Here is a 22,901-nt window from a genome sequence, read left to right as displayed (position 1 = left end):
GTCGGCTGGCTGCCGGCGCTGTAGGCGCGGAAACGGCCGCGGCCCTCGCGGTTGAGCAGGCATTCGGCCATGACGCTGCGGGCGCTGTTGTGGGTGCACAGGAACAGGACGTTGTAGACGCGGTCGGTCATCGCGGGATCGCCTTTTCCAGGCCGCGGGACGCGGCGGGTCGGGTCAGGTGTCGGTGCCGCAGCCCGCCGGGCCGCAGGCTCCCGCCTGGAGGAGGTCGGTTGAGCACAGCTCGGGACGGCCCTGGCAGCAGTCCTCCATCAGGAAGGCGATCAATTGCCGGGTGCCCTCATAGTCGCAGGCGTAGAAGATTTGCCGCTGGACCCGCCAGGAGCGCAGCAGCCCGGCGCGCTCCAGCGTCGCCAGATGGTGCGACAGCGTCGAGCCGGGCACACCGACCTGCTGGGCGACGTCCCCGGCGGTCAGCCCGTTCGGTCCGGCCTGGATGAGCAGGCGGAACACGGCCAGGCGGGTGTCCTGAGCGAGGGCGGCGAAGGCCTCGATCGCGTTCCTCGTTTCCATGTTTCGACGATAGTCGAATTATTGATATGAGGCAAGTGGTTTGCTTTCCCGTGCATCATCCCTTGCTCTCTGGCCGATCCGCTCAATGTGGCGGTTGTGGATGTCCGATGCCTGCGGCTACCCTCTCCAGCAGCTTGAAGACGGAGAACAGCGTCACCACGGTCAACGTCTTGATCGTTTCGCCGATGGTCAGCACGCTCGCCCTGACCATGTTGGCCAACACCCAGCCGGGTTGGCTTCAACGTGTTTGGAGACCATGCAGAACCCCTGGGTGGTTCGGGTAGCCGAGCAGGGCGAAGGCATGTAGGTTCGGGGACGTCTCGGCTGTGGACTCCGCCATGCCTCGCCGGTCATCAACCAAGAGTGCGCCGCCTGAACCGCCTTCCGGTTTGATCCTCCAGGTGAAGGTCCGCCTGCTGGGGATCAGCCCCATGATCTGGCGGCGGCTCCTGGTGCCGGCCTCGTACACCCTCGAAGAGCTGCACGGCGTCATCCAGGCAGCGATGGGTTGGGAGGGCATCCACCTCTACCGGTTCTGGATACGCGCCGTCCATTACGGCTCGTTCGCTCTGTGCGTCTCCTCGCCACGCGTGCCCCTCGACGCCTTCCGGTTCCGCAAGGGCACCAAGTTCGTCTACGACTACGACATGACGGATTTCTGGCGGCACGAGGTCCGGGTCGAGGATCGGCTGGAGCCCGAGCCGGGGCGGTCCTATCCGGTCTGCATCGCCGGCGACAACGCCTGCCCACCCGAAGACTGCGGTGGACCGGAGGGCTATGCGAACCGGCGCCACGAAGCCGTCGGGTTCGAGGCCATGGACGACGTCGCCACGCTGTCCGGACTGATCGAGGCGATCATGGTCGAGAAGAACACCGGTCTGCTCGATGACCCCGACACGCGCTGGGAGCTGGAGGAGGTCGTCGACCGCATCCGGGCCCGGCGACCGTTTCTGGCCGACACCTTTTCCCGCCGCGCGGTCAACCGCCGCTTCCGACAGGACGAGCATCACGTCCTCATGCATCAGCAGCTCTGATGAGAACCGCTCAGCAGGTCGGCGGCGAACGCGGCGGCCGGCACTCCCTGGCGGGCGGCGATCGCCTGCACCAGCGCCCGGCCGCCGGGGGCGGTGACCTGATCGAACTTGCGCCGCAGCGTCGCCGCGCTGGTCTCGGCGTAGATCCGGGTGGTAGCGATGTCGTCGTGGCCAAGGAAGCGCTGAACGTCGGTGATGTCGAGGCCGAGCGCCAGCAGCGTGGTCGCCATGGTGTGGCGCAGCAGGTGCGGGTAGAGGCGCTTGGTGATGCCAGCGGCTGCGGCGATCTCGCGCACTATCTGACCAATGCGCTGCCGGGTGTAGACGTGCGGATACGGCCCGCTGCCTTTTTCCCGGCTGGGAAACAGCGGACCGGCCCGGCGTTTGCCGATGTGCAGGGCGAGCAGCCGGGCCAGCTCCGGCCGGATCGGCACCTCGCGGCGTTTGCCGCCCTTGCCTTCGGCGATGGTGATGATGCGTTCGGCGAGGCTGATGTCCTCGACCCGCAACGCCACGAACTCCGACACCCTGGCGCCGGTCTCCAGCAGCGTCTGCATCATCAGGCCGACCGCACCGCCGCGGGCGTAGGCGTGATCGATGAAGCGCAGTTCTTCTTCCAGGCTGAGCCGGGCGGGAGCACCGCGCCGGGGTTTGGGCGCGACCAGTCCGGCCTTCTGGCGCGCCACCTTGAAGACGGCCTTGGTCTGGAGATAGTCCAGCCCCTCGCGGGCGATCAGGCCGGCGATCTCGCCGGCGACACGCTCGATGTACCCGGCCATGAGTTTGCACCAATGGATAGGGAGAACAAACCGGCTTGCAGCATAGGCCGACACGGCGCGACCCTGAAGCGTCCGGCGGGGGTGTCGGCACGGCCGGTTTTCCTCTCCGGGCATTCTGGAAAACCCACCGGGAGGCGGCCATGCGTGTCGAGATCCAGCTCCGCATCGTCGGCGACGACGAGACCGTGCTCTGCGACGATGCCGTCCTCCGCCTCGACCGCACCGACCACCGGCTGGCGACGCTCGGCGTGTCGCTCGCCGAGGCCAAGACCCTGCTGGCGAGCATCCAGAACTGTCTGGTCGCCGCTTAGGCCGCCGACCATGTAGCCCGCCACCGGCCCTGTCCTGTTTGCGGTCGACCGCGGCCGATCAAGGGGTATGAGACCATCGTCTTCCGTACCGCCTTCGGTGTCGTCCGGCTGCCCAGCCCGCGTCTCGTCCACTGCCGCTGCCAAGCAGCCAACCGTCGGACCTTCTGCCCGCTGACCGCGCTGTTCACCGAGCACACCGCGCCGGAGCTGCTGTATCTGGAGAGCAAGTGGGCGTCGCTGGTGTCGTACGGGCTGACGGCCGATCTGCTGAAGGAGGTCCTGCCGGTCGGCACCACGGCCAACGCCTCGACCATCCGCAACCACCTTCACAAGGTCGCCAGGCGCTGCGATGCCGGCCTCGGGCCCGAACAGGTCGGGTTCATCGACGGATGCCCGGCCGACTGGAAGGAGCTGCCGATCCCCGAGGGCCCGATCGTCGTCGGCCTCGATGGCGGCTATGTCCGCAACTGGGACGACAAGAAGGCCAGCTTCGAAGTCATCGTCGGCAAATCGGTGCCCGAGGACCGCGAACATCGGTACTTCGGCTGCGTGCAGACGGTGGACGACCGGCCGAAGCGCCGGATCTTCGAGGTCCTGCGCAGCCAGGGCCTGCAGATGAACCAGGATCTCGTCTTCCTGACCGATGGCGGCGATAACCTCCATGCCCTGGTGGACGGGTTCTCACCGTGCGCCGAGCATTACCTCGATTGGTTCCACATCACCATGCCGCTGACGGTGCTGGGCCAGTACGCCAAGGGTCTGGCGCATCACAACGCCGCGGAGGCCGAGGACATCCAGACCGCCCTGGAGCGCATCAAGTGGCGGCTGTGGCACGGCGACGCCCGCGAGGCGTTGACCCGGATCGAGGACTTGGCCAACGATTTGGAGGTGCTGGAGAGCGGCTATCCCAACCTGGCGCGTTTCGCCAAGGCAACGGCCGAGTTTGCCACCTACATCCGGAGCAACCGCGCCATCATCCCGAACTACGGCGAGCGCCGGCGCAATGACGAGCCGATCTCCACCGCCTTCGTGGAGTCCACGGTCAACGTCGTGGTCGACAAGCGCTTCGCCAAGAAGCAGCAGATGCAGTGGTCGAAGGTCGGCGCTCACCGGATGGTGCAGATCCGCACCCGGACCCTCGACGGCACCCTGCGCGAGACGTTTGCCGCATGGTACCCAGCGATGGCCGCCAACGACACCACGGTGCCTGCGACTGCGAATGCCGCCTGACCACCCAGGGGTTCTGCATGGTCTCGTGTTCTTCGGGACGAAGTGGAAACGCGGTGAGAAGCGGCATCAGCCATCTTGCGCCATGCCTCTTGATTCAAGCATCGGACCGCCGCCGCGGACAGTTTGCGCAGCACCGCACGCCGTTGGCGCGCTCGGAGCTTTCCGGTCGGCAAGGGGCCATGGGCGTCCAAGGCGAACTGGACGGCCCGCGCGATCTGATGGTGGATCACGGGCGCCGTTGCCGGCGCTTGTCGTTCCGGCGCTGGTGCCGGCGGATTAGGGGGCTTTTCCCGGATCGGTGGCGCTGGTTTCGCCAAAGCCCCCCCGGACCAGCCCGCTCATCCTGGCTGGATAGCCTCCATGCGTCCCGGCGGGCCTGCCCGATCAGACTCGCCGCCTTCGTGTTGGCGGCCACAAACCCGGACTGGAACGGCCCGTCGATTGGAAACCGCGATCTCCATCCGGCATGACGGTTCCGGATCGCGTCGGAAAACAGGTGGTGGCAGCCTTCCTCCAGCTCGCGGTTCAGCCCGGAGGACGTCATGCGCCGCAACACCTCCGGAGCCACCCCGGTGTCGGCCCGAAGCCGCTTCATCACGCTCGGCAGTGGCCGGATCACCAGGTCCTGGAGGATCGCCTTGGTCACCCAGCGATGCGGAACGCCCAACCGTCGAAGGTAGGTTCCTGGCATCAGCCCGGAGGTGCGCGTGATCGCCCAGACCCAGCTGCCCAGAGCCTCTCCGCTCGCCGGCAACGGCACCACCGGCAATTCGCCGATCATGCCAGGACCGGCAGGCTGACGTAATCCTTGATCATCTCCGGGGTGAAACGGTGAGAATTCTCACCGGCCACTCTTGCGGTCCGCGGGCGAAGAAAAGGCCCTTCCCCGCACCCGCAGGAAAGAGCCTTTTTCGTTGGAGGCCGTCAGTGGGCGCTGCCGCCGTCCTCGAAGGATGGAGCCTGGAGGCCGGAGGCCGCCAGCTGCGCGACGACCATGCCCTTCAGCCGCTCCAGCCCTTCGGGGGTTCCGGATTCCGCGCGGGCCACCAGCACGTCCTGGGTGTTGGAGGCGCGCAGAAGCCACCAGCCGTCCGCCGTCGTCACGCGAACGCCGTCGATGTCGTTGACGTCGGCGCCCTCGGCTTTCAGCCGGTCCTTGACCTCCTGCACGACCCGAAACTTGCGCTCCTCGCTCACCTGGAAACGGGTTTCCGGAGTGTTCACCACCGCCGGAAGGCGGTCGCGCAGCTCCGACAGCGGCACGCCGAGCTTGCTGATCAGCCCGATCAGCCGCAGGGCGCAGTACAGCGCGTCGTCGAAGCCGTACCATTTGTCGGCGAAGAAGATGTGGCCCGACATCTCGCCGGCCAGCGGCGAGCCGATCTCGGCCATCTTCGCCTTCAGCAGCGAGTGCCCGGTCTTCCACATCAGCGGCTTGCCGCCCAGCCGGGCGATCTCGTCGAACAGCGTCTGGCTGGCCTTCACGTCGGCGATGATGGTGGCGCCGGGATGGTCCTTCAGCACGTCGGCGGCGTAGATCGCCAGAAGCTGGTCGCCCCACACCACGCGGCCCCGGTGGTCGATGGCGCCGATGCGGTCGCCGTCGCCGTCGAAGCCGATGCCGATGTCGCAGCCCTTCTCCGCCACCGCGGCCTTCAGGTCCACGAGGTTCCGCTCGACCGTGGGATCGGGATGGTGGTTCGGGAATCTGCCGTCGATGTCGTCGAACAGCAGGGTGTGCGTCCCTGGCAGGCGGGCGGTCAGGCGGCGCAGGATCTCGCCGGTGGCGCCGTTGCCAGCGTCCCAGGCGATCGACAGGTCGCGGGTGCCGTCATAGTCTTTCAGCAGCCGGTCCACATAGGCGTCCCGGACGTCGATCTGTTCCGAGGAACCCGCGCCCGACGCATAGTCGGCCTTGGCGGCGATGACGCCGAGATCGAGGATCTGCCGGCCGTAGACCGGACCCTTTCCCAGCATCATCTTGATGCCGTTGTAGTCCGGCGGGTTGTGGGAGCCGGTGATCATGACGCCGGCGGCCGCCTCGCGGTCGCGGGTGGCGAAATACAGCATCGGGGTGGGACCAAGCCCGATGCGCAGGACATGCAGGCCGCAGGCGACCAATCCCTCCACCAGGGCCGCTTCCAGCTCCGGCGAGGAGAGACGGCCGTCATAGCCGACGCACACGGTCTTCCCGCCGCCGCGGGCGACCACGGTGCCGAAGGCGCGCCCGACCGCGCGGGCATCGGCGGGGGTCAGGGTGCTGCCGACGATGCCGCGGATGTCGTATTCGCGCAGCACCGTCGGATGGAACGTATGGGCGTCGTTCATGGTCTCGACCGACCTCCTTGAAGCGGTTCCGTTTCAGACGTTCTTGGGTTCCGCGGGCCGCCCGATGGAGGAGTAGGCGAAGCCGGCGGCGGCCATGTCGCCGGGATTGTAGATGTTGCGCAAATCGACCATCACCGGGCGCTTCAGCAGCGCCTTGACCCGCTTCAGATCCAGCGCGCGGAACTCGTTCCATTCCGTCAGAATGGCGACGCAGTCCGCCCCCTCCAGGGCGCCGTAGGCGTCCTTCGTCCACTCCACGCCGGGCAGCAGCCTCTCGGCCTCGTGCATGCCGGCGGGGTCGAAGGCGCGCACCGTGGCCCCGGCGGCCTGGAGGGCCGGGACGATGTCCAGCGACGGGGCGTCGCGCATGTCGTCGGTGTTGGGCTTGAAGGTGACGCCCAGCACGCCGACGGTCTTGCCGGCCAGCGACCCGTCGCAGGCGGCGACGATGCGTTCGGCCATCCGCTTCTTGCGCGCGTCGTTGATCTCCACGACCGTCTCGACGATGCGCAAGGGGCTGCCCGCCTGCTGGGCGGTGCGCACCAGGGCGAGCGTGTCCTTGGGGAAGCAGGAGCCGCCGTAGCCCGGACCGGGGTGCAGGAACTTCTTGCCGATGCGCCCGTCCAGCCCGATGCCGCGGGCCACGTCGTGGACGTTGGCGCCCACCTTCTCGCACAGGTCGGCGATCTCGTTGATGAAGGTGATCTTGGTGGCCAAAAAGGTGTTGGCGGCGTATTTGGTCAACTCCGCCGTTTCCAGCGAGGTCAGGACGATCGGCGTCTCGATCAGGTAGAGCGGGCGATAGATCCGGCGCATCACGTCGGCGGCGCGCTCCGAGGAGGCGCCGATCACCACGCGGTCGGGGCGCATGAAATCGCCGATGGCCGAACCTTCGCGCAGGAATTCCGGGTTGCTGGCCACGTCGAAATCGGCGTTCGGGTTGCTGCGGCGGATGATCGCCTCGACTTCGCGTCCCGTTCCGACCGGCACGGTCGATTTGTTGACCACCACCGTGTAATGGTCGAGATGGGCGGCGATCTCCTCCGCGGCGGCGTAGACGTAGGAGAGATCGGCATGGCCGTCGCCGCGGCGGGTCGGGGTGCCCACGGCGATGAAGACGGCGTCGGCCCCGGCCATCGCCTCCTTCAGGTCCAGCGTGAAGGACAGCCGCCCGGCGGCGACGTTGCGCGCGACGAGATCGTCCAGCCCCGGCTCGTAGATCGGGATCTCGCCGCGCTTCAGCCGCTCGATCTTGCCGGCGTCCTTGTCCACGCAGGTGACGTGCACCCCGAATTCCGAAAAGCAGGCGCCGGACACCAGCCCGACATAGCCCGTACCGATCATCGCTATGCGCATGAAAGTTCCTTTGCTGAAAGCCACGCGCCTTCGCCCGTCTCCGGATCGGGAGGCGGTTCCTGGCGTTCAAACGCTGTGCGGTGCGTTTCGGGCCGCTGCCTGAGGGCCCGATCCGTTTGCAAGGAGCCCGTCTGCAAGGGGCCGCGGAGGCCATGGAGGCCGGCGCGCATCGGACGGCCTGTGACCGGCCGGGGAAAGACCGGACCGGCCAACGGACGCGCGCTGCGCCTCATCGGTGCGGTCCGGCATTCATCAAGCCATCCGGGCTCGGGACCGCTTCAGATCGCCTGGAGATAGGCGGGGTCGAGGGCGCCGTGGCGGAACGGTATCCAGTCCTTGTGGTCGGCCCGGTACTGCAGGCCGTAGGGATTCTTGAAGAAGATCTTCTGCAGCGGCTGCCCGCCCTCGGCGCGGGTGCGCTCAAGGTCGAGCAGGGGGGAGGCGGCGAATATCTTGTCCCACAGCTCGGCGTTGTCCACGTCGCGGCCCGCGTTCTTCACATAGTCGCGCGCAGCGTCGCTCAGTTGCCAGGCCTCTTCGACCATCGCGTAATAGTCCACAGTACCCTCGGCCATGACCCTGCTCCGAAGCGTTCGAGATGACGCTTGGCATAGCGCATTTTTGGAAGGGAGAAAACCGTTCAGCAAGGGCGCCTGGGTTGTCAGGCCGCAGCGGGCAGGTCCAGCGCCGCGGACAGGGCAGCGGCGACCCGGTCCACGTCGGTGTCGGCCATCGCCGGAAACAGGGGCAGCGACAGCGTCCGGGCGTAATGCGCGTCGGCGCCGGGCAGGGTGAGATCGCCGTAGCGCTTGCGCCAGTAGGGCTGGCGGTGGACCGGGATGTAATGGACCTGGGTGCCGATGCCGCGGGCGCGCAGATCGGCCATGACCTGCGCCCGCGTCCGTCCGGCGGCGGCGAAGTCGATGCGGGCGGCGCAGAGATGCCAGGCCGGACGGCACCAGGGAACGCGGGCCGCCGGCCGGACCAGCGGGGCAAGCGGGGCCAGCCGCTCCGCATAGAGGTCCATCAGGCGGCGCCGGCGCTCCACGAAGGCATCCAGCCTCGTCAGCTGGCTGAGGGCGAGCGCCGAGTGGATGTCGGTCAGGCGGTAGTTGAAGCCCGGCTCCGCCATCTCGTAGTACCAGGGGTTGGTGGCCCCATCCTCGCTGATTCCGTCCGCGCCGAAGGCGGCCTCGTGCTTCTCGAACCTCGCCGGATCCCGCTCCATGCCGTGGTTGCGGAATCGGCGCAGGCGGGCGGCGAGCTCCGCGTCGTTGGTGGTCACGGCTCCTCCCTCGCCCGCCGCGATGGTCTTCACGGGATGGAAGGAGAAGGCGGCGAGCGTGCCGAAAGCGCCGCCGCCGACCGGCAGAACGCGGCCATCTGGTGCCACGTCCACGCTGCCGATGGCGTGGCAGGCGTCCTCGATCACCGCCAGCCCATGGCGGTCGGCGAGGGCGCCGAACCCGGCCATGTCCGCGGTCTGGCCGGCAAAATGCACGGGCGCCAGGGCGCGCACCCGCCAGCCGGCGCGCACGGCCCGCTCGATTGCCGCCGCCGCCTGCTCCGGCCCCATCAGGCCGGTGTCCGGATCGACGTCGGCGAAGGCCACCTCCGCCCCCACGTAGCGGGCGGCGTTGGCGGTGGCGAGGAAGGTGACGGCGGGCACCACCACTGCGTCGCCGGGGCCGAGCCCCAGCGCGAGCGTGACCAGATGCAGGGCGGCGGTGCCGTTGGCGCAGGCCACCGCGTGGGCCGCGCCGGTGCGGTCGCACAGCGCCCGTTCGAAGGCCTCCACCGCCGGCCCCTGGGTCAGCCAGTCGCCGCGCAGGACCGCGGTCACCGCGTCGATGTCGGCCTGGTCGATGTCCTGGCGCCCATAGGGCAGGAGGCGCGGCGGTGATTGAGCCACCGGTTCGCCCATCACGGGGCTTCCGCGATCAGCCGCATCAGCCGCGCGCCGTCCAGCCAGTCGGTGTTGGTGTCGCTGGCGTAGCGGAAGCCGTCGGCCACCGGCTGCGCACCCAGCCGCTGGTAGGGCTCATGCGTCCAGAAGGCGAAGGCCGGCTCGATGACGAAGCGGTCCGGCAGCTCGAAGGTCTGGCGGGAATCGTCCTCGGTGATCATCACCTCGTGCAGCTTCTCGCCGGGACGGATGCCGACCGGCTTGTGCGGCAGGTGCGGCGCCATCGCGCGGGCCAGATCGGTGATGCGCATGCTGGGGATCTTGGGCACGAAGATCTCCCCGCCTTGCATCATCGCGATGCAGGAGACGACGAAGTCGACCCCGTGCTGGAGCGTGATCCAGAAGCGGGTCATCCGCTCGTCGGTGACCGGCAGCGCCTCCGCCCCCTCGGCGATCATCCGGCGGAACAGCGGGATCACCGAGCCGCGCGAGCCCACCACGTTGCCGTAGCGCACCACCGAGAAGCGCGTGCCGAGCGAGCCCGACAGATTGTTGGCGGCGATGAAGATCTTGTCCGAGGCCAGCTTGCTGGCGCCGTAGAGGTTGACCGGGTTGGCCGCCTTGTCGGTGGACAGCGCGATCACCCGCTTCACGCCGGTGTTCAGCGCGGCCCGCACCACATTCTCCGCCCCATAGACGTTGGTGTGGATGCATTCCATGGGGTTGTATTCGGCGGCCGGCACATGCTTCAGCGCGGCGGCATGGACGCACACGTCCACCTCGCGCATGGCCAGCTCCAGCCGCTCGCGGTCGCGCACGTCGCCGATGAAGAAGCGCAGCGTGGAGGCCCATTCCGCCCCCAACTGCTGCTGCATCTCGTATTGCTTGAACTCGTCGCGGGAGAAGACGATGACCCGGCGCGGGTTGGCCCGGCGCAGCACCGTTTCCACGAAGCGGCGCCCGAAGGAGCCGGAGCCGCCGGTGACCAGGATCGACCGGCCGTCCAACAGGCCGAAGCCGGATTGCAGAGCCTCGGTCGGCGCCCCATTCGAACGATCAAGCTGCTGCATGGTCACCGTGGTCGCACATATGGTGTCTGAGGTCGTCCCGGCCGACCTTAGCCTGATACCCCTATCAGTACGTTAATATTTCGGCAACCGGCCAGGCGGCACAGGGACGGGCGGCACAGGGCATGGGGATCCCGGCCAGGCGGGGCTTCGCAGAAAACTGTTGCGCCAGCACCTTCCATTTGCACTCTGGCGTGCATGCTTCCCAGCAATCCCTCCTCATTGGCGAGCCGGTCCGGAGCGTCATCCTCCCCGCCTGCGGGCATTGTCCATGACGCGGAAGCGTTCCACCGCGCCGCTCTTCGCAACGCCCCCCGCAACGCCGATGCCTTGCATGGCCTTGGCGTGCTGTGCCTGGAAACCGGGCGCGCCGGGGAGGCGGAAGCCCTGTTCCGCGCGTTGGCATCCGTCCATCCGGGCCCGGAATGCAGCTATCACCTCGGCCTCGCGCTGACGGCGCTGGAGCGGGCGGATGATGAGGCGGCCTACCGGCAGGCCCTGGTCTTCCGGCCCGCTTTTCCGGAGGCGCTGTGCAACCTCGGCACCTGCCTCAACGCGCAGGGGCGGTTGGAGGAGGCCGAGCGGATCTACCGCCGGGTCCTGGCGGTCCGGCCCGAACATGCCGAGGCGCTGTCGAATCTTGGCCTGATCTGGCAGGGGCAGGGGGTGATGGATCGCGGGGTCGCGGCTCTTTGCCGCGCCCTGGCGGTCCAGCCCGGCAACCCGGACATTCTGCACAACCTCGCCCTTGCGCTGGACAAGCGGCGGCGGCTGGACGAGGCCGCCGCCGCCGCCCGGCGCGCCGTGGCGGTCCAACCCTCCCACGCCGAGGCCCTGTCCACGCTCGGCAATCTCCTGCGGCAACTGGACCGTCTTGCATCGTCCATCCTGGCGCAGCGGAACGCCATTCTCTTCCGGCCGGCCTGTGCGGAGGCGCTGAACAATCTCGGCAACAGCCTGCACGATCTGGGGCGGCTGGACGAGGCGGTCACGACCTACGGCCGGGCCTTGGCAAGCCGTCCGGATTTCACGGACGCCCATTGGAACCGCGCGCTGTCCCGGCTGCTGGGCGGAGACTTTTCCCGCGGCTGGGACGATTACGAGTGGCGGCTGCGACAGGAGGGATTCCAGGCGCCGGGCGGCCCCTTCCCGCAGCCGTTGTGGCGGGGGGAGGAGCCCGCCCGTGGAACGCTGCTCGTCCATGCCGAGCAAGGCTTCGGGGATACGATCCAGTTCATCCGCTACGTTCCGGCCGCCGTGGCGCGCGGGTGGCGCGTGGCGGTCGAGGCGCCGCGCCCGCTGCTCCGCCTGCTCGGCTCCCTGCCGGTTCCCGAGGGCCGTGTGACGCTGGTGGCCAAGGGCGACCCCTTGCCGCCCTTCGACGCCCATTGCCCGCTGCTCAGCCTGCCGCGTGCCTTCCGCACGGAACTTGCGACGATTCCGGCACCCATCCCCTATCTGGGCGCCGATCCGGAGCGGGTCGCAGCCTGGGAGCCGCGGCTGCCGCCCCGGACGACGGACACCGATGCGCAGGGTGGTCTGCAGGTCGGCATCGTCTGGCAGGGCAACCCGCAGGCGGCGGTCGACCGCGGGCGCTCCGTGCCGCTCGCGGAGTTCGCGCCGCTGGCGCGGATTCCCGGCCTGCGGCTGGTCAGCCTGCAGAAGAACCATGGGCTGGAGCAGCTCGACCGGTTGCCGGACGGCATGACGGTGACGGTGCTCGGGCCGGACTTCGACGATGGGCCGGACGCCTTTCACGACACCGCGGCGGTGATGATGGGGCTGGACCTGATCGTCACCACCGACACGGCGATCGCGCATCTGGCCGGCGCCCTCGGCCGCCCGGTCTGGCTGGCGCTGAAAGCGGTGCCGGACTGGCGGTGGCTGATGACGCGGGAGGACTGTCCCTGGTACCCGACCATGCGGCTGTTCCGCCAGACGAGGCCGGGAGACTGGCGCCCCGTCTTCGCGCGGATGGCCGGCGACCTGTTCCAGATCATGATGGCGAGGGCGATGCGAAAGACGGAAATCCTTGTGGAAACCGCGCCGGGAGAACTCCTGGACAAGATCTCTATCCTGGAGATCAAGCTGGAGCGGATCCAGGACCCGGTCAAACGGCGCAATGTGGAGACCGAGCACGGCGTCCTGATGCGGACCGCGGAACGACATATCCCGGCCACCGCCGAGCTGCGCGAACTGGCCGCCGGCCTGAAGACGGTCAACACGGCCCTGTGGGAGATCGAGGATTCAATCCGCGACTGCGAGCGTGCTCGGGATTTCGGGGCGCGTTTCATCGAGCTGGCGCGGGCCGTGTACCGAACGAACGACCAGCGTGCCGCCATCAAGCGGCAAATCAACGAACGGCTCGGCAGCGCGCTCGTCGAGGAGAAATCCTATGCGGCCTATTGAGGCCATGTACGGAGAGATCGACCATCGCGATACTGGAGCGGGCGAAGGGATTCGAACCCTCGACCCCAACCTTGGCAAGGTTGTGCTCTACCCCTGAGCTACGCCCGCGCCGCTCCAACGAAGGAGGCAGGGAGATACCGCACCGGCCCGGCGGAACGCAAGCCCTCTGTGTGGCTTCCGTTTCGATTTTCGCTTCCGATGACTCCATCGGTCTTCTCTTGCGCATCGGAAGGGGGCGTTAGGCTTAAAGTTATAACCCGCTCAATGCTGTTGACTTCCCTCTACCGACTGTGGAAATTTCCTCTCACAAAACAAAGGCCTTGAGGTCTGGGGAGGAAACTAAAAACATCATGATGCTCTAAGAGCATTCGTCTGCCGCGCCGACCTCGTGTCCGGACGCGGCATTTTTTTGCCTATCGCCGTTCTTTTGCCGAAAGCCGGTAATACCACTCCGGGCAACGGCGGACGGGATTCGGCCCCGCCCGCTTTTTCGCAGCGGTTCACGTCACAGGATGATGCCGCCGGCCTCCAAATAGGGCTCCAGCGTCAGCGCCTCGACTGTCGTCCGTCCGCCGCGGAGTTGTTCGCGCAGACCCTCTTCCATCCGTTCGCGCTCCGCCGCCTTGGCGAGCGTGGCGACGGCTTCGGCTTGAGGCACCACGACCACCCCGTCGTCATCCCCGACCAGGATGTCACCCGGCATGACCATCACGCCGCCGCAGACGATCGGGGTGTTCACGTCGCCCGTGGGCTGGGTCTTGGTGGTGCCCTTCATGCTGGTCCCCCGGCAGAAGACCGGGAAGCCCATCTGGCGGATGGCCGCGGCGTCGCGCACGCAGCCGTCGATCACCAGCCCGGCCAAGCCCCGTTGGATCGCCGCCTCGGTCAGCACGTCGCCCCAGGGGCCGGCTTCGGTCATGCCCTTGAAATCGACCACCAGCACGTCGCCCGGACGGGTCAGCGCCATGGCGGCGTGGATCATCAGGTTGTCGGTGGGGCCGCCGGACACGGTCACCGCGGTGCCAAACAGCGTCATGCCCGGATAAAGCGGCTTGATCGGAAAGGACATCGCGCCCTTCTTGCCCATCGCTTCGTGCAGCGTGGCCGGGGACTGGCCGCGGAAGGCGGCGACCAGATCGGAGGCGGGGCGGGGGAACTCTTTGACGACGATCATCGGGCAGGTACCTTTCACGGCGTGAAGTCCGCCCGCTCTCTGGAAGACAGGGCAGGCGGGGACAGAAAGAAGGGGGAGCGGGGCGGTCACCGAAAGCCCCGAGAAGCCCATGCCTTCAGGCATGGTGAGGTAAGGGGCAACGTGGCAGTGAAACACCCTCAAGCGTTAGATGACGGCATGCTATCTATCTCCTCATGGATTTCAGGTTGAATAACAACGTCGTTTACTCGTGCAAGTACCATGTTATTTGGTGCCCGAAGTACCGACGTAAGGTGCTGGAGCCGCCCATCGACGCGCGCGTCAAGCAGATCATTGCAGGGGTGTGCGAGGAAACGGGTTCGGATATCATCGAAATGGAGATCATGCCGGAGCACGTGCACTTGCATCGTCGGATGCGACCCGCAGTTCGGCATTCACCGGCTGGTGAAGGCCATCAAGGGGAGGTCGTCGCGCTTGTTGCGTGACGAGTTCCTGGGGCTGAAGTCCAGGCTTCTGAGTCTGTGGACCAACAGCTATTTCGTCTGCACGGTTGGTGGGGCTCCGCTTGCCGTCACCAAGCAGTACATCGAGAACTAGAAAGGCTTCTGACCAGTGCTGAACCGAGGCTACAAATTCCGGCTGTACGCGACGGCCGAACAGGGTGTCCTGTTCGGCCAGTACGTCGCGGTTTGCCGCCTCGTCTACAATCTGGCCTTGGAACAGCGCCGCGATTGGTGGCGACAGTTCAAGGCGAACACTGGTTCCAGCATCAGCTACGCCTCGCAGTGCCGCGAGTTGACCGCGCTCCGCGCTGAATTCGACTGGATCGCGGCAGTGTCGATCATCTGCCAGCAACAGGCGCTCCGCGATCTCGACAGGGCGTTCGGCAACTTTTTCGCCGACCGCGCCGACTACCCGACCCCGCGGAAGCGCGGACTGAACGACGCCTTCCGCTTCAACGGCCGGGAATGCCCATGGCGCAAGCTGAACGCCAAGTGGGGCGCGGTGAAGCTGCCGAAAATCGGCGAGGTGAAGTTCCGCCTGACCCGCGACATCCCCGTCACGGTCAAGAACGTGACCGTGACCCGCAACGATCTGGGCTGGCACGTCGTGTTCTCGACGGAGGTTGAGCACGATGTGCTGCAGAACTTCGGCCCGGCCGTTGGCATCGACCGTGGCGTGGTCCGCACGCTTGCCTTGTCGGACGGCACGTTCCGCGACCTGGACCGGGAGCGGCTGAACTTGCTGGATCGGCGGGCGCGCAAGCAGGCGCGCGCGCTGTCCCGCAAGAAGCGCGGGTCGAGGCGCCGGGCGGAAGCCAAGCGGCTCGTGGCCCACACCAAGGCGACGGCGGCACGGCTGCGCAAGCACTGGAACCACGAGCGGTCCCGCGAGATTGCCGACGCCTTCGGCGTGGTCATGCTGGAGGCGCTTAACACGAAGGGCATGACCGCTTCTGCCAAGGGCACGGCAGCCGAGCCCGGCCGCAATGTGCGGCAGAAGGCGGGGCTGAACCGGGCGATCCTGAACAACAACTGGCATCAGTTCGAGACCTTCGTTGGATACAAGCTCGCCGCGAACGGCGGCCAGCTGGTCAAGGTACCCGCCGCATACACGAGCCAAACGTGCTCGTCCTGCGGCGTCGTGGATAAAGCAAGTCGCGAGAGCCAAGCGACTTTCAAATGTGGACATTGCGGGTGTGCGGCGAACGCCGATACTAATGCCGCCCGCAATATCCTAAGGGCTGGAACACAGCCCGCGCCGAGACTTGCCGATGGGCGGTCTGTGAAGCGCGAACTGAAGAGAGTGGCTTAGGCTATTCTCGGAAATCCTCCGGCTTTAGTCGTGGGGAAGATGTTAATCGTCCTTGAAGGCTTCGTCCCGCCGCCGCCGGATCGACGGCAGCACCATCAGGAGCAGCAGAAGGGCGGCGACGGCCAGCAGGCTGCCGCTGATCGGTCGGGTGGCGAAGACGGTGGGGTCGCCGCCCGACAGCAGCAGGGCGCGCCCCAGATTCTCCTCCAGCAGGGGACCCAGCACGAATCCCAGCATCAGCGGCGCCGGCTCGCAGTTCAGCTTGCGCAGGACGTAGCCCAGGACGCCGAACAGAGCCATTAGCAGGATGTTGAAGCCGCTGTTGTTCAGCGTGTAGGTGCCGATGCAGCAGAAGACCAGGATGGCCGGGAACAGATAGCCGTAGGGCACCCGCAGCAGCCGCACCCACAGCCCGATCATCGGCAGGTTCAGGATCACCAGGATCACGTTGCCGATCAGCATGCTGGCGATCATGCCCCAGAACAGCTCCGGCTGTTTGGCCATGATCTGCGGCCCCGGCGTGATGCCGTGGATGGTCATGGCGCCGATCATCAGCGCCATGATGGCGTTGGGCGGAATGCCCAGGCTCAGCATCGGGATGAAGCAGGCCTGCGAGGCGGCGTTGTTGGCCGCCTCCGGGGCCGCCACCCCCTCAATGGCGCCCTGGCCGAAGCGTTCCGGCCGGCGGGCCAGCTTCTTCTCCAGCGAATAGGCGGCGAAGGAGCCGAGCGTGGCGCCGCCGCCGGGCAGGATGCCGAGAAGCGCCCCCATCACCGTGCCGCGCACCGTCGCCGGCCAAGCTTGGCGGACGTCCTCGCGCTTCGGCCACAGGCTGGCGATGGGGGTGGTGGTCCGCCCGGCGCCGCCGGTCTGCTCCAGGCTGGTGATGATCTCGGCCAGCCCGAACAGGCCCATGGCGAGCGGCACGAAGTCGATGCCGTCGTAGAGCTGCGGCAGGCCGAAGGTAAAGCGCGTGTCGCCGGAATTGACGTCGGTGCCGACCATGCTCAGCAGAAGGCCCAGCAGGATCATCGCGATGGCCTTCACCACCGATCCGTGGGCCAGCGTCACCGCCCCGATCAGGCCAAGCAGCATCAGCGACACATACTCCGCCGGCCCGAAGGCGAGCGCCACCCCGGCCAGCGGCGGACCGGCGACGGCGATCAGGACGGTGGTGACGATGCCGGCGAACAGGGAGGCGAGCGCCGCCGTGGCGAGCGCCACCCCGGCCCGGCCCTGCTGCGCCATGGCATGGCCGTCCAGGCAGGTGACCACGGACGAGGACTCGCCCGGCAGGTTCACCAGGATCGCCGTCGCCGATCCGCCATACTGCGAACCGTAGAAGATGCCCGCCAGCATGATCAGCGCGCCCACCGGCGGCAGGTGGAAGGTCAGGGGCAGAAGCATCGCCACCGTCGCGGTGGGGCCCAGACCGGGCAGGACGCCGATCAGCGTGCCAATCAGCGCCCCGCCGAAGCAGAGCAGCAAATTGTCCGGGGACAGCGAGACCGACAGGCCGAGCAGAAGGTTGCCGATGAGGTCCATCACGGCGACACCCACAGAGGCCACACCCTCAGGGGCAGGCCCAGCCCCCAGACGAACAGCGCGACGCAGCCCGCCGCCAGAGCGCCGCCGAGCAGAGCCAGCGGAACCGGGCGGAGCGGCTGGCCGGCCAGATTGCCCAGCCCCACCAGGATCAGCACCGCCGGCACCAGCCCGAGCGCTTCCACCGTCCCGGCGAAGGCCAGCACCGCCGCCGTCACCCCAAGCAGTGGGCGCCAGCCCCAGGCCGGCAGGCCGGCCCCGTGGGTCAGCAGGCTTCGACCGGTCACCACGGCGCCGGCCAGCACCATCAGCAGCCCGATCATCCGTGGGAAAAAACCGGACTGCACGTAGGCGAGCGTTCCGGTGGGCCAGTCGCGCCCCATCCACAGGGCGGCCAGCCCGAAGGCCGCGATCAACAGGCCGGCGCCCAGATCCTGCGGGGCCGGCACCGGAAAACGCAGCGGCGTCCGTTCGCCGCCGGCCGCGTTCCGGGGCGCACTTCGGGCGGTGTCGCACGGCGCGGGGGACGAGTCACGGGGCGGGGCGGCCACGGAAGAGGATGGGCGAAGGTTTGAGAGGGGCAGGCTCGGCATGGGGCTTCCACGGCTTTCAATGAGCGGCTTTCGGAAGGGGGGATTTCGGCTGCGGTCGGCAGCCGTCCGCGTTCTGCAAGCGTAAGGATAAAATTTAACGGAAAATCCTTATTCAGCATTGTTTTTTCATCCTAAACTTATTACCGGAGAGAGCAATAGCGTCGATTGAGCTCGCCAAAAAGGCTGTAATGTCTCGGCGCGCATCGGAAAACGCTTGATCTGTTGACCGCCAAGCCCCCGCACGGTTGATGAGTGTTCTCGAATGCGCGCGGGGAATGCGAAACCGGGCGTTGCCTTTTCATGTTTCTTGCCTTCGGCGGCGACCACCCGTTACCCAGGCGCGCCGCGAACGAGGATGCGAGGATGAGGAGACCCAGGGATGACGCACCGCCTGCGCCCGTGGACCGTGCTTGAAAGCCGCGAACTGCTCGACGCCGATCCGTTCCTGAAAGTTCATGTCGAGACGGTGGAACTGCCCGACGGGCGGGTCATCCGGGACTACTACCAGTTCGACATGCCGTCCTTTGCCTGCATCTTTGCCGAAACGGAGGACGGGCGCGCCATCGTTTATCGGCAGTACCGGCACGGCCCGCGGCGCGTGAACCTGACCTTTCCCGGCGGCCATCTGTCGCCGGGCGAAGACCCGCTGGAGGCGGCCCGGCGGGAGCTTCTGGAGGAGACGGGCTTCGTCTCGGACCGCTGGACGGCGCTGGGCGGCTACATGGTCAACGCCAACCAGGGCGGTGCGGTGTCCCACATGTTCCACGCCACCGGCTGCCGGCGGGTGGCCGATCCCTTGTCCGACGACCTTGAAGAGACGGAGATCCTGTTCATGACTCGGGAGGAACTCCTGACCGCCGTCGAGCAGGGCGAGATCGCCCTGCTCACCCAGATCGCCCTGGTCAGCATGGTGTGGCAGAACGACATTCGGGCGGCGCTCAGCCACCGGCGTCGGTGACGCGGCTTCGCTTGCCGCTGTGCAGCACGCCGCCCTTTCCCAGATCAAGCGGAAGCTTGGCTTTTCCGGACTTTCTCAAAAAATGAGTATGTCTTCGGAATACATGGCCTGTTTACGTGCTGTTAATCAAATCAGTTCATAAATGGCCTCACCAAGTTCTCTTGGTTTCCTCCCTCCCAGAACTAGGCTGCGCCTCACCGGCTGCAGCCTTTTCTTTTTCCGGCGACTATCATCCAAGGGGGTGCAGGGAGGGCCAGTAGAGGACGACGTCTTTTCAGAAAAGATTGTTCAGCAGGGGCTTGACCTTTGCTGCATCGCAACATAAATTGAGTCCCGGATGCCCTTTGGGCGTTTCCTCCCTAGCCTTGAAGGCCGCGCCGTCCTGGCTGCGGCCTTTTTCTTGCCTGCGGCCCGCGGGTGTGCGCCCGGCGCCCGCGCGATCGTCTCTCGCGGCGCGGTAACGCCCGTGATATGCAAGCCGAACCATACAGAAGCCCCGTTCGTTGAACCGAAGGCCCGCACCATGGCCGAGCGCCGCACGTCCTCCCTGTCCACCCTCCGCACCCTCGGGCGGGGGCTGCTCGTCCTGCTCCTGCTCGGTGGGGCGGGAGCATGGTGGGCATGGCATGGGACCTTCGGAATGGACGCGCTCCAGGACATCCTGCGCCATCACCCCGCGGCACCGGTCCTGTTCCTGTTCCTGCACATCCTGGCCAGCCTGCTGTTCTTCCCGCGCTCCGTCATGGCGATGGTCGCCGGGCTGGTCTTCGGCGTCTGGTGGGGCGGGGTGCTGGCGGCGGCGGGCAGCGTGATCGGCGCCTCCACCGGCTTCCTGCTGACCCGCTACGTCTGCGACGGGCTGCTCCCGGCCCTGGACCGGGCGCGCTGGGGCGACGTCCTGCGCCGGCTGGAGACCGGCGGCTGGCGCGCCGTCGCCATGCTGCGGCTGGTTCCCGTGTTGCCGCACAGCGGGGTGAATTACGCGCTCGGCCTGACGCGGGTGCGGCTTGGCGCCTACGCCTTCGGGTCACTGGTCGGGCAGTTGCCGATGACTGTGGCCTTTGTGCAGTTCGGTGCGGCGGGCGACCACGCTTTGGCCGGCAAGCCGGACTGGATCGCGCCGACCGTCATCGGGCTCAGCCTGTTGATCCTGTCGGTTCTGCTGCCGAAGGTCGGGCCGAAGCTGCGGGAGAAGTTCGGCGCCGGGCGCGCCTGACGGCTGGAATCATGAAGGCGGCCCCGTCCGGCGGTCCTTGCGGAGGCATCATGAACATCGTCTTCATCCACCAGAACATGCCGGGCCAGTACAAGCATCTGGCCGCCCGTCTGGCCGCCGATCCGGCGAACCGCGTCGTCTTCATCACCAAGCGCACCGACCGGGAGATCCCGAACGTCCGCTGCCTCTCCTACCAGCCCAGCCGCAAGGCGCGGGAGAACGCGCACCCCTATCTGGCGTCCACCGAGAACGCGGTTCTGCACGGCCAGGCGGCGGCTCGGCTGCTGATGGGCCTGCGCGAGGAGGGCTTCCGCCCCGATATCATCGTCGGCCATCCGGGCTGGGGCGAGACGCTGTTCGTCAAGGACGTCTTCCCCAACACCCCCTACCTGAACTACTGCGAATTCTTCTACCGCGCCCAGGGGCTGGACGTCGGCTTCGACCCGTCGGTTCCGGTCAATGTGGACACGGTGCTGCGGCTGCGCATGCGCAGCACGCCGCTGCTGCTGGCGCTGGAGGCCTGCGACCGCGGCATCGCCCCGACCGAATGGCAGCGCGATTCCCACCCGGCGCCGTTCCACCCGAAGATCGAGGTCATCCACGACGGGGTGGACACCGCGCACCTTCTGCCCGACCCGGACATCCGCGTCACCCTGGCCAACGGAACGGTGCTGACGCGCCAAGACGAGGTGCTGACCTACGCCGTGCGCAACTTGGAGCCCTATCGCGGCTTTCCCAGCTTCATGCGCGCCCTGCCGCGCATCCTGGAGGCGCGGCCAAAGGCCCATGTGCTGATCGCCGGCGGCGACGAGGTCAGCTACGGCGCGGCGCCCCCCGGCGGGAAGAGCTGGCGGGAAACCATGCTGGCCGAGGTGCCGCTGGACCCGGCGCGCGTCCATTTCCTGGGGCACCTTCCTTACGACCGGTATCTGTCGGTCCTGCGGGTGTCGCGGGCGCACGTCTATCTGACCTATCCCTTCGTCCTGTCCTGGTCGATGGTGGAGTCCATGGCGCTCGGCTGCGTGGTGATCGGCTCCGACACCGCGCCGGTGCGGGAGGTCATCCGGGATGGCAGGAACGGGCTGCTGGCCGATTTCTTCTCCCCCGAGGACATCGCCGCCAAGGCCATCGAGGTGCTGCAGGACCCCGGCGCCTTCGCCCCGCTGGCCCGCGCCGCGCGGGAGACGGCGGTCGAGCGGTTCGAGCTGTCCCATTGCCTGGAACGCCAGATCGCGCTGATCCGCGCAATGGCCTGAGGCCGGAAAGACCGCACTCCCTGCGGCAATATTTTCCCAGCGGATGGGCAGAAGCCGCCGCCCCATGGGGAGGTTCTTGCCGGGGGCGCGGGTCGGAAAGGGCTTTTCGCGCCCGCGCAGAGCCACGCCTGAGGCGGAGCGCTGGGATGAAATTCCCGGCATTGGCTTGGTTTTAAGATAATTTCCAAACTAAAACACAGGAACGGCCGGGTGGGGCTGGGGTAGGGCGCGGGACATGGCATGACCCTTGCGATGATGTGGGTACCAATCCAGCGAACCCGAACACGAGTGCCTGCCATGTCCATGACCGCAGTCCAGCCGATGCCGGCTGCCTCGGCAACCGCCCTGGAGGCGGATGACACCCCCTCGCTGTCCAAGTCCCCGCGTCGTGGCGGCTTCGCCTGGGAAGCCGTGAAGACCCTGATCGCCGTTGCCGTCTTCGCCGCGATGCTGCTGCCGGTGGCCTTCCCATCGAAGGCGAGCCCGCAGGGCCGGCTTCAGCAGGCGTCCTCAGAAGACATGGCGCCGCCCGCCATGAAGGCCGTAGCGAAGGCCGACGGGCATAAGGCTATCCGCAAACCGGTGGCGAGCAATTAAATTCCTGACGGCGCCTGTCCATGCGTGAAAAATGTCCGGTGCCACACAACGTGGCGGTCAGACGGCCTGGAACCAGCCCGTTCATAACCTGCACATACTCCAGGTAGCGGGCGTTCGCCATCAACCTCAGAAATATGGATGGATCACTTTGACGTGTCGCCTGTCAAATCAGGTTGGACCGTCGATGATTGTGGGCCGCTACAGGTACCAGGTGCACTCAGAAAGCAATTCGGCCCGCCATGCTACCGGCGGACCGGAATTGCGGTCGACTTGGACTCCCCTGCCAGGGGAGCGTTGTCCGAAGTCGGCATGCTCGTGGCTCATCTCCCCGGTGTCGCGCGCCCCTGTGACTTGACCGCGGAGGAATGGTGGGCGTGGGGTCGAGCCCGGCGGAGCGCCGTCGACGAGGATCGCCGGCTCGAAAGCCCCGCTTAACGGGCCGCACCAGGCGTGGTCCCGCCGGCCCGTGCTGCGAGAATGGCCGCGTCCCCGAACAGCTGCCGGCGTCTCCGTTCCAGCAGATCCTGATAGGCTTCCTTGATCCCCGGTGTGGCGCTGTTGTAGCGGCCGAGGGCGTCGTGCCGAAGAGCTTGGCGAGGGCTGGGCCGTTCCCGGTGTTGATCTGAAACGGTCCACAGTCCCACGACGTGATCTTCCCGGTTTTCCTATCCTTGTTGGGAACGCACTCGCCGACGCGGCCGCGCTCGGCGCCAAAGAGCGTGTAGAGGTCCTGCTCCACCAGGGAAGGGGGATCGCCGAGCAGCGGCGCGTAGGTGAATGCAACGGCGGCAATGCAGGCGGCGGTCAAGGGCACCAT

At 67.2% G+C, this 22,901-nt stretch carries 20 protein-coding genes, 1 tRNA gene and 2 pseudogenes; 9 read left to right on the top strand and 14 right to left on the bottom strand.

The window, feature by feature from the left end; translation table 11 throughout:
- The 3 genes from AC1DVI_RS29640 to AC1DVI_RS29630 all read right to left on the bottom strand — a co-directional run.
- The coding region (locus AC1DVI_RS29640; protein WP_476960293.1) for an arsenate reductase/protein-tyrosine-phosphatase family protein at nucleotides 1–131 on the bottom strand (131 nt) is incomplete at its 3' end.
- A gap of 43 nt (nucleotides 132–174) precedes the next feature.
- Nucleotides 175–531, bottom strand: coding sequence for an ArsR/SmtB family transcription factor (locus AC1DVI_RS29635; protein ID WP_476961012.1), 357 nt, complete (start codon nucleotides 529–531; stop codon nucleotides 175–177).
- An 82-nt stretch (nucleotides 532–613) separates the two neighbouring features.
- Entirely contained in the window at nucleotides 614–742 is a 129-nt protein-coding gene (locus AC1DVI_RS29630; RefSeq protein ID WP_476961011.1) for a hypothetical protein, read from the bottom strand.
- Nucleotides 743–932: 190 nt separating this feature from the next.
- On the opposite strand from AC1DVI_RS29630, the gene AC1DVI_RS29625 reads away from it, so the two are divergent.
- Nucleotides 933–1,565 carry a plasmid pRiA4b ORF-3 family protein gene (locus tag AC1DVI_RS29625; protein ID WP_476961010.1) on the top strand — a complete coding sequence of 211 codons (633 nt, stop codon included), beginning with the start codon at nucleotides 933–935 and terminating at the stop codon, nucleotides 1,563–1,565.
- On the opposite strand, the gene AC1DVI_RS29620 is transcribed toward AC1DVI_RS29625, so the two are convergent.
- Nucleotides 1,553–2,344, bottom strand: a complete 792-nt coding sequence (locus AC1DVI_RS29620) for a tyrosine-type recombinase/integrase (protein ID WP_476961009.1) — start codon at nucleotides 2,342–2,344, stop codon at nucleotides 1,553–1,555. The two genes, AC1DVI_RS29625 and AC1DVI_RS29620, sit on opposite strands and share 13 nt — an antisense overlap.
- Before the next feature lie 140 nt (nucleotides 2,345–2,484).
- Between AC1DVI_RS29620 and AC1DVI_RS29615 the strand changes: the two are divergent.
- Nucleotides 2,485–3,885: pseudogene (locus tag AC1DVI_RS29615) on the top strand (ISKra4 family transposase).
- A 226-nt stretch (nucleotides 3,886–4,111) separates the two neighbouring features.
- Here AC1DVI_RS29615 and AC1DVI_RS29610 read toward each other — a convergent pair.
- The 6 genes from AC1DVI_RS29610 to pseB form a co-directional block, all read right to left on the bottom strand.
- Complete coding sequence (locus tag AC1DVI_RS29610) at nucleotides 4,112–4,666, bottom strand: TniQ family protein (RefSeq protein ID WP_476961008.1); 555 nt, start codon at nucleotides 4,664–4,666, stop codon at nucleotides 4,112–4,114.
- Between the two features lie 143 nt (nucleotides 4,667–4,809).
- Complete coding sequence (gene pgmG, locus AC1DVI_RS29605) at nucleotides 4,810–6,213, bottom strand: phosphoglucomutase/phosphomannomutase PgmG (protein WP_476961007.1); 1,404 nt, start codon at nucleotides 6,211–6,213, stop codon at nucleotides 4,810–4,812.
- A 33-nt stretch (nucleotides 6,214–6,246) separates the two neighbouring features.
- Nucleotides 6,247–7,569 carry a UDP-glucose dehydrogenase family protein gene (locus tag AC1DVI_RS29600; protein WP_149167863.1) on the bottom strand — a complete coding sequence of 441 codons (1,323 nt, stop codon included), beginning with the start codon at nucleotides 7,567–7,569 and terminating at the stop codon, nucleotides 6,247–6,249.
- Nucleotides 7,570–7,847: 278 nt separating this feature from the next.
- Nucleotides 7,848–8,144 carry a hypothetical protein gene (locus tag AC1DVI_RS29595; protein WP_476961006.1) on the bottom strand — a complete coding sequence of 99 codons (297 nt, stop codon included), beginning with the start codon at nucleotides 8,142–8,144 and terminating at the stop codon, nucleotides 7,848–7,850.
- 86 nt (nucleotides 8,145–8,230) lie between these two features.
- Nucleotides 8,231–9,493, bottom strand: a complete 1,263-nt coding sequence (gene pseC / locus AC1DVI_RS29590; RefSeq protein ID WP_476961005.1) for a UDP-4-amino-4,6-dideoxy-N-acetyl-beta-L-altrosamine transaminase — start codon at nucleotides 9,491–9,493, stop codon at nucleotides 8,231–8,233.
- Nucleotides 9,493–10,545 carry a UDP-N-acetylglucosamine 4,6-dehydratase (inverting) gene (pseB, locus tag AC1DVI_RS29585; RefSeq protein ID WP_476961004.1) on the bottom strand — a complete coding sequence of 351 codons (1,053 nt, stop codon included), beginning with the start codon at nucleotides 10,543–10,545 and terminating at the stop codon, nucleotides 9,493–9,495. Before pseB ends, pseC begins: the two co-directional genes overlap by 1 nt.
- 195 nt (nucleotides 10,546–10,740) lie before the next feature.
- Between pseB and AC1DVI_RS29580 the strand changes: the two genes are divergently transcribed.
- Nucleotides 10,741–12,951: a DUF6165 family protein gene (locus AC1DVI_RS29580; RefSeq protein WP_476961003.1), complete on the top strand. Its 2,211-nt coding sequence runs from the start codon at nucleotides 10,741–10,743 to the stop codon at nucleotides 12,949–12,951.
- Nucleotides 12,952–12,984: 33 nt separating this feature from the next.
- Here the strand turns inward: AC1DVI_RS29580 and AC1DVI_RS29575 are convergent.
- Together AC1DVI_RS29575 and AC1DVI_RS29570 are read right to left on the bottom strand one after the other, a co-directional pair.
- Nucleotides 12,985–13,059 (bottom strand) — tRNA-Gly (locus AC1DVI_RS29575).
- 397 nt (nucleotides 13,060–13,456) lie between these two features.
- Complete coding sequence (locus AC1DVI_RS29570; RefSeq protein ID WP_476961002.1) at nucleotides 13,457–14,125, bottom strand: 4-carboxy-4-hydroxy-2-oxoadipate aldolase/oxaloacetate decarboxylase; 669 nt, start codon at nucleotides 14,123–14,125, stop codon at nucleotides 13,457–13,459.
- Nucleotides 14,126–14,319: 194 nt separating this feature from the next.
- Between AC1DVI_RS29570 and tnpA the strand changes: the two are divergent.
- Together tnpA and AC1DVI_RS29560 are read left to right on the top strand one after the other, a co-directional pair.
- Nucleotides 14,320–14,701 (top strand): annotated as a pseudogene (gene tnpA, locus AC1DVI_RS29565) (IS200/IS605 family transposase).
- 15 nt (nucleotides 14,702–14,716) lie between these two features.
- Complete coding sequence (locus AC1DVI_RS29560; RefSeq protein ID WP_476961001.1) at nucleotides 14,717–15,919, top strand: RNA-guided endonuclease InsQ/TnpB family protein; 1,203 nt, start codon at nucleotides 14,717–14,719, stop codon at nucleotides 15,917–15,919.
- 42 nt (nucleotides 15,920–15,961) lie between these two features.
- Here AC1DVI_RS29560 and AC1DVI_RS29555 read toward each other — a convergent pair whose 3' ends face one another.
- Both AC1DVI_RS29555 and AC1DVI_RS29550 read right to left on the bottom strand, forming a co-directional pair.
- A complete protein-coding gene (locus AC1DVI_RS29555) occupies nucleotides 15,962–17,464 on the bottom strand; it encodes a tripartite tricarboxylate transporter permease (RefSeq protein ID WP_476961000.1) in 1,503 nt (500 codons plus the stop codon).
- Nucleotides 17,464–17,913: a tripartite tricarboxylate transporter TctB family protein gene (locus AC1DVI_RS29550; protein ID WP_343068954.1), complete on the bottom strand. Its 450-nt coding sequence runs from the start codon at nucleotides 17,911–17,913 to the stop codon at nucleotides 17,464–17,466. The genes AC1DVI_RS29555 and AC1DVI_RS29550 overlap by 1 nt, the downstream gene beginning before the upstream one ends.
- Nucleotides 17,914–18,436: 523 nt before the next feature.
- On the opposite strand from AC1DVI_RS29550, the gene AC1DVI_RS29545 reads away from it, so the two are divergent.
- The 4 genes from AC1DVI_RS29545 (at nucleotide 18,437) to AC1DVI_RS29530 (ending at nucleotide 22,084) form a co-directional block, all read left to right on the top strand.
- Complete coding sequence (locus AC1DVI_RS29545; RefSeq protein ID WP_476960999.1) at nucleotides 18,437–19,015, top strand: NUDIX hydrolase; 579 nt, start codon at nucleotides 18,437–18,439, stop codon at nucleotides 19,013–19,015.
- A 523-nt stretch (nucleotides 19,016–19,538) separates the two neighbouring features.
- Complete coding sequence (locus AC1DVI_RS29540) at nucleotides 19,539–20,231, top strand: TVP38/TMEM64 family protein (RefSeq protein WP_476960998.1); 693 nt, start codon at nucleotides 19,539–19,541, stop codon at nucleotides 20,229–20,231.
- A 50-nt stretch (nucleotides 20,232–20,281) separates the two neighbouring features.
- Nucleotides 20,282–21,487 (top strand): glycosyltransferase family 4 protein, encoded by a 1,206-nt coding sequence (locus AC1DVI_RS29535; protein ID WP_476960997.1) that lies wholly within the window; start codon nucleotides 20,282–20,284, stop codon nucleotides 21,485–21,487.
- Between the two features lie 297 nt (nucleotides 21,488–21,784).
- Complete coding sequence (locus tag AC1DVI_RS29530; RefSeq protein WP_476960996.1) at nucleotides 21,785–22,084, top strand: hypothetical protein; 300 nt, start codon at nucleotides 21,785–21,787, stop codon at nucleotides 22,082–22,084.
- Nucleotides 22,085–22,901 lie beyond the last annotated feature (817 nt).

Source organism: Azospirillum sp. P4_B5 (genome assembly GCF_056402275.1).
Note: the sequence above shows the minus strand (reverse complement) of the source record. Positions and strands in the feature narration are given on the sequence as shown.

What these genes read in the sequence shown, in the direction of transcription:
- AC1DVI_RS29635 (WP_476961012.1), bottom strand. Translation starts at nt 531, where the DNA reads ATGGAAACGAGGAACGCGATCGAGGCCTTCGCCGCCCTCGCTCAGGAC.
- AC1DVI_RS29630 (WP_476961011.1), bottom strand. Translation starts at nt 742, where the DNA reads ATGGTCAGGGCGAGCGTGCTGACCATCGGCGAAACGATCAAGACGTTG.
- AC1DVI_RS29620 (WP_476961009.1), bottom strand. Translation starts at nt 2,344, where the DNA reads ATGGCCGGGTACATCGAGCGTGTCGCCGGCGAGATCGCCGGCCTGATC.
- AC1DVI_RS29610 (WP_476961008.1), bottom strand. Translation starts at nt 4,666, where the DNA reads ATGATCGGCGAATTGCCGGTGGTGCCGTTGCCGGCGAGCGGAGAGGCT.
- pgmG (WP_476961007.1), bottom strand. Translation starts at nt 6,213, where the DNA reads ATGAACGACGCCCATACGTTCCATCCGACGGTGCTGCGCGAATACGAC.
- AC1DVI_RS29600 (WP_149167863.1), bottom strand. Translation starts at nt 7,569, where the DNA reads ATGCGCATAGCGATGATCGGTACGGGCTATGTCGGGCTGGTGTCCGGC.
- AC1DVI_RS29595 (WP_476961006.1), bottom strand. Translation starts at nt 8,144, where the DNA reads ATGGCCGAGGGTACTGTGGACTATTACGCGATGGTCGAAGAGGCCTGG.
- pseC (WP_476961005.1), bottom strand. Translation starts at nt 9,493, where the DNA reads ATGGGCGAACCGGTGGCTCAATCACCGCCGCGCCTCCTGCCCTATGGG.
- pseB (WP_476961004.1), bottom strand. Translation starts at nt 10,545, where the DNA reads ATGCAGCAGCTTGATCGTTCGAATGGGGCGCCGACCGAGGCTCTGCAA.
- AC1DVI_RS29580 (WP_476961003.1), top strand. Translation starts at nt 10,741, where the DNA reads ATGCTTCCCAGCAATCCCTCCTCATTGGCGAGCCGGTCCGGAGCGTCA.
- AC1DVI_RS29570 (WP_476961002.1), bottom strand. Translation starts at nt 14,125, where the DNA reads ATGATCGTCGTCAAAGAGTTCCCCCGCCCCGCCTCCGATCTGGTCGCC.
- AC1DVI_RS29555 (WP_476961000.1), bottom strand. Translation starts at nt 17,464, where the DNA reads ATGGACCTCATCGGCAACCTTCTGCTCGGCCTGTCGGTCTCGCTGTCC.
- AC1DVI_RS29545 (WP_476960999.1), top strand. Translation starts at nt 18,437, where the DNA reads ATGACGCACCGCCTGCGCCCGTGGACCGTGCTTGAAAGCCGCGAACTG.
- AC1DVI_RS29540 (WP_476960998.1), top strand. Translation starts at nt 19,539, where the DNA reads ATGGCCGAGCGCCGCACGTCCTCCCTGTCCACCCTCCGCACCCTCGGG.
- AC1DVI_RS29535 (WP_476960997.1), top strand. Translation starts at nt 20,282, where the DNA reads ATGAACATCGTCTTCATCCACCAGAACATGCCGGGCCAGTACAAGCAT.
- AC1DVI_RS29530 (WP_476960996.1), top strand. Translation starts at nt 21,785, where the DNA reads ATGTCCATGACCGCAGTCCAGCCGATGCCGGCTGCCTCGGCAACCGCC.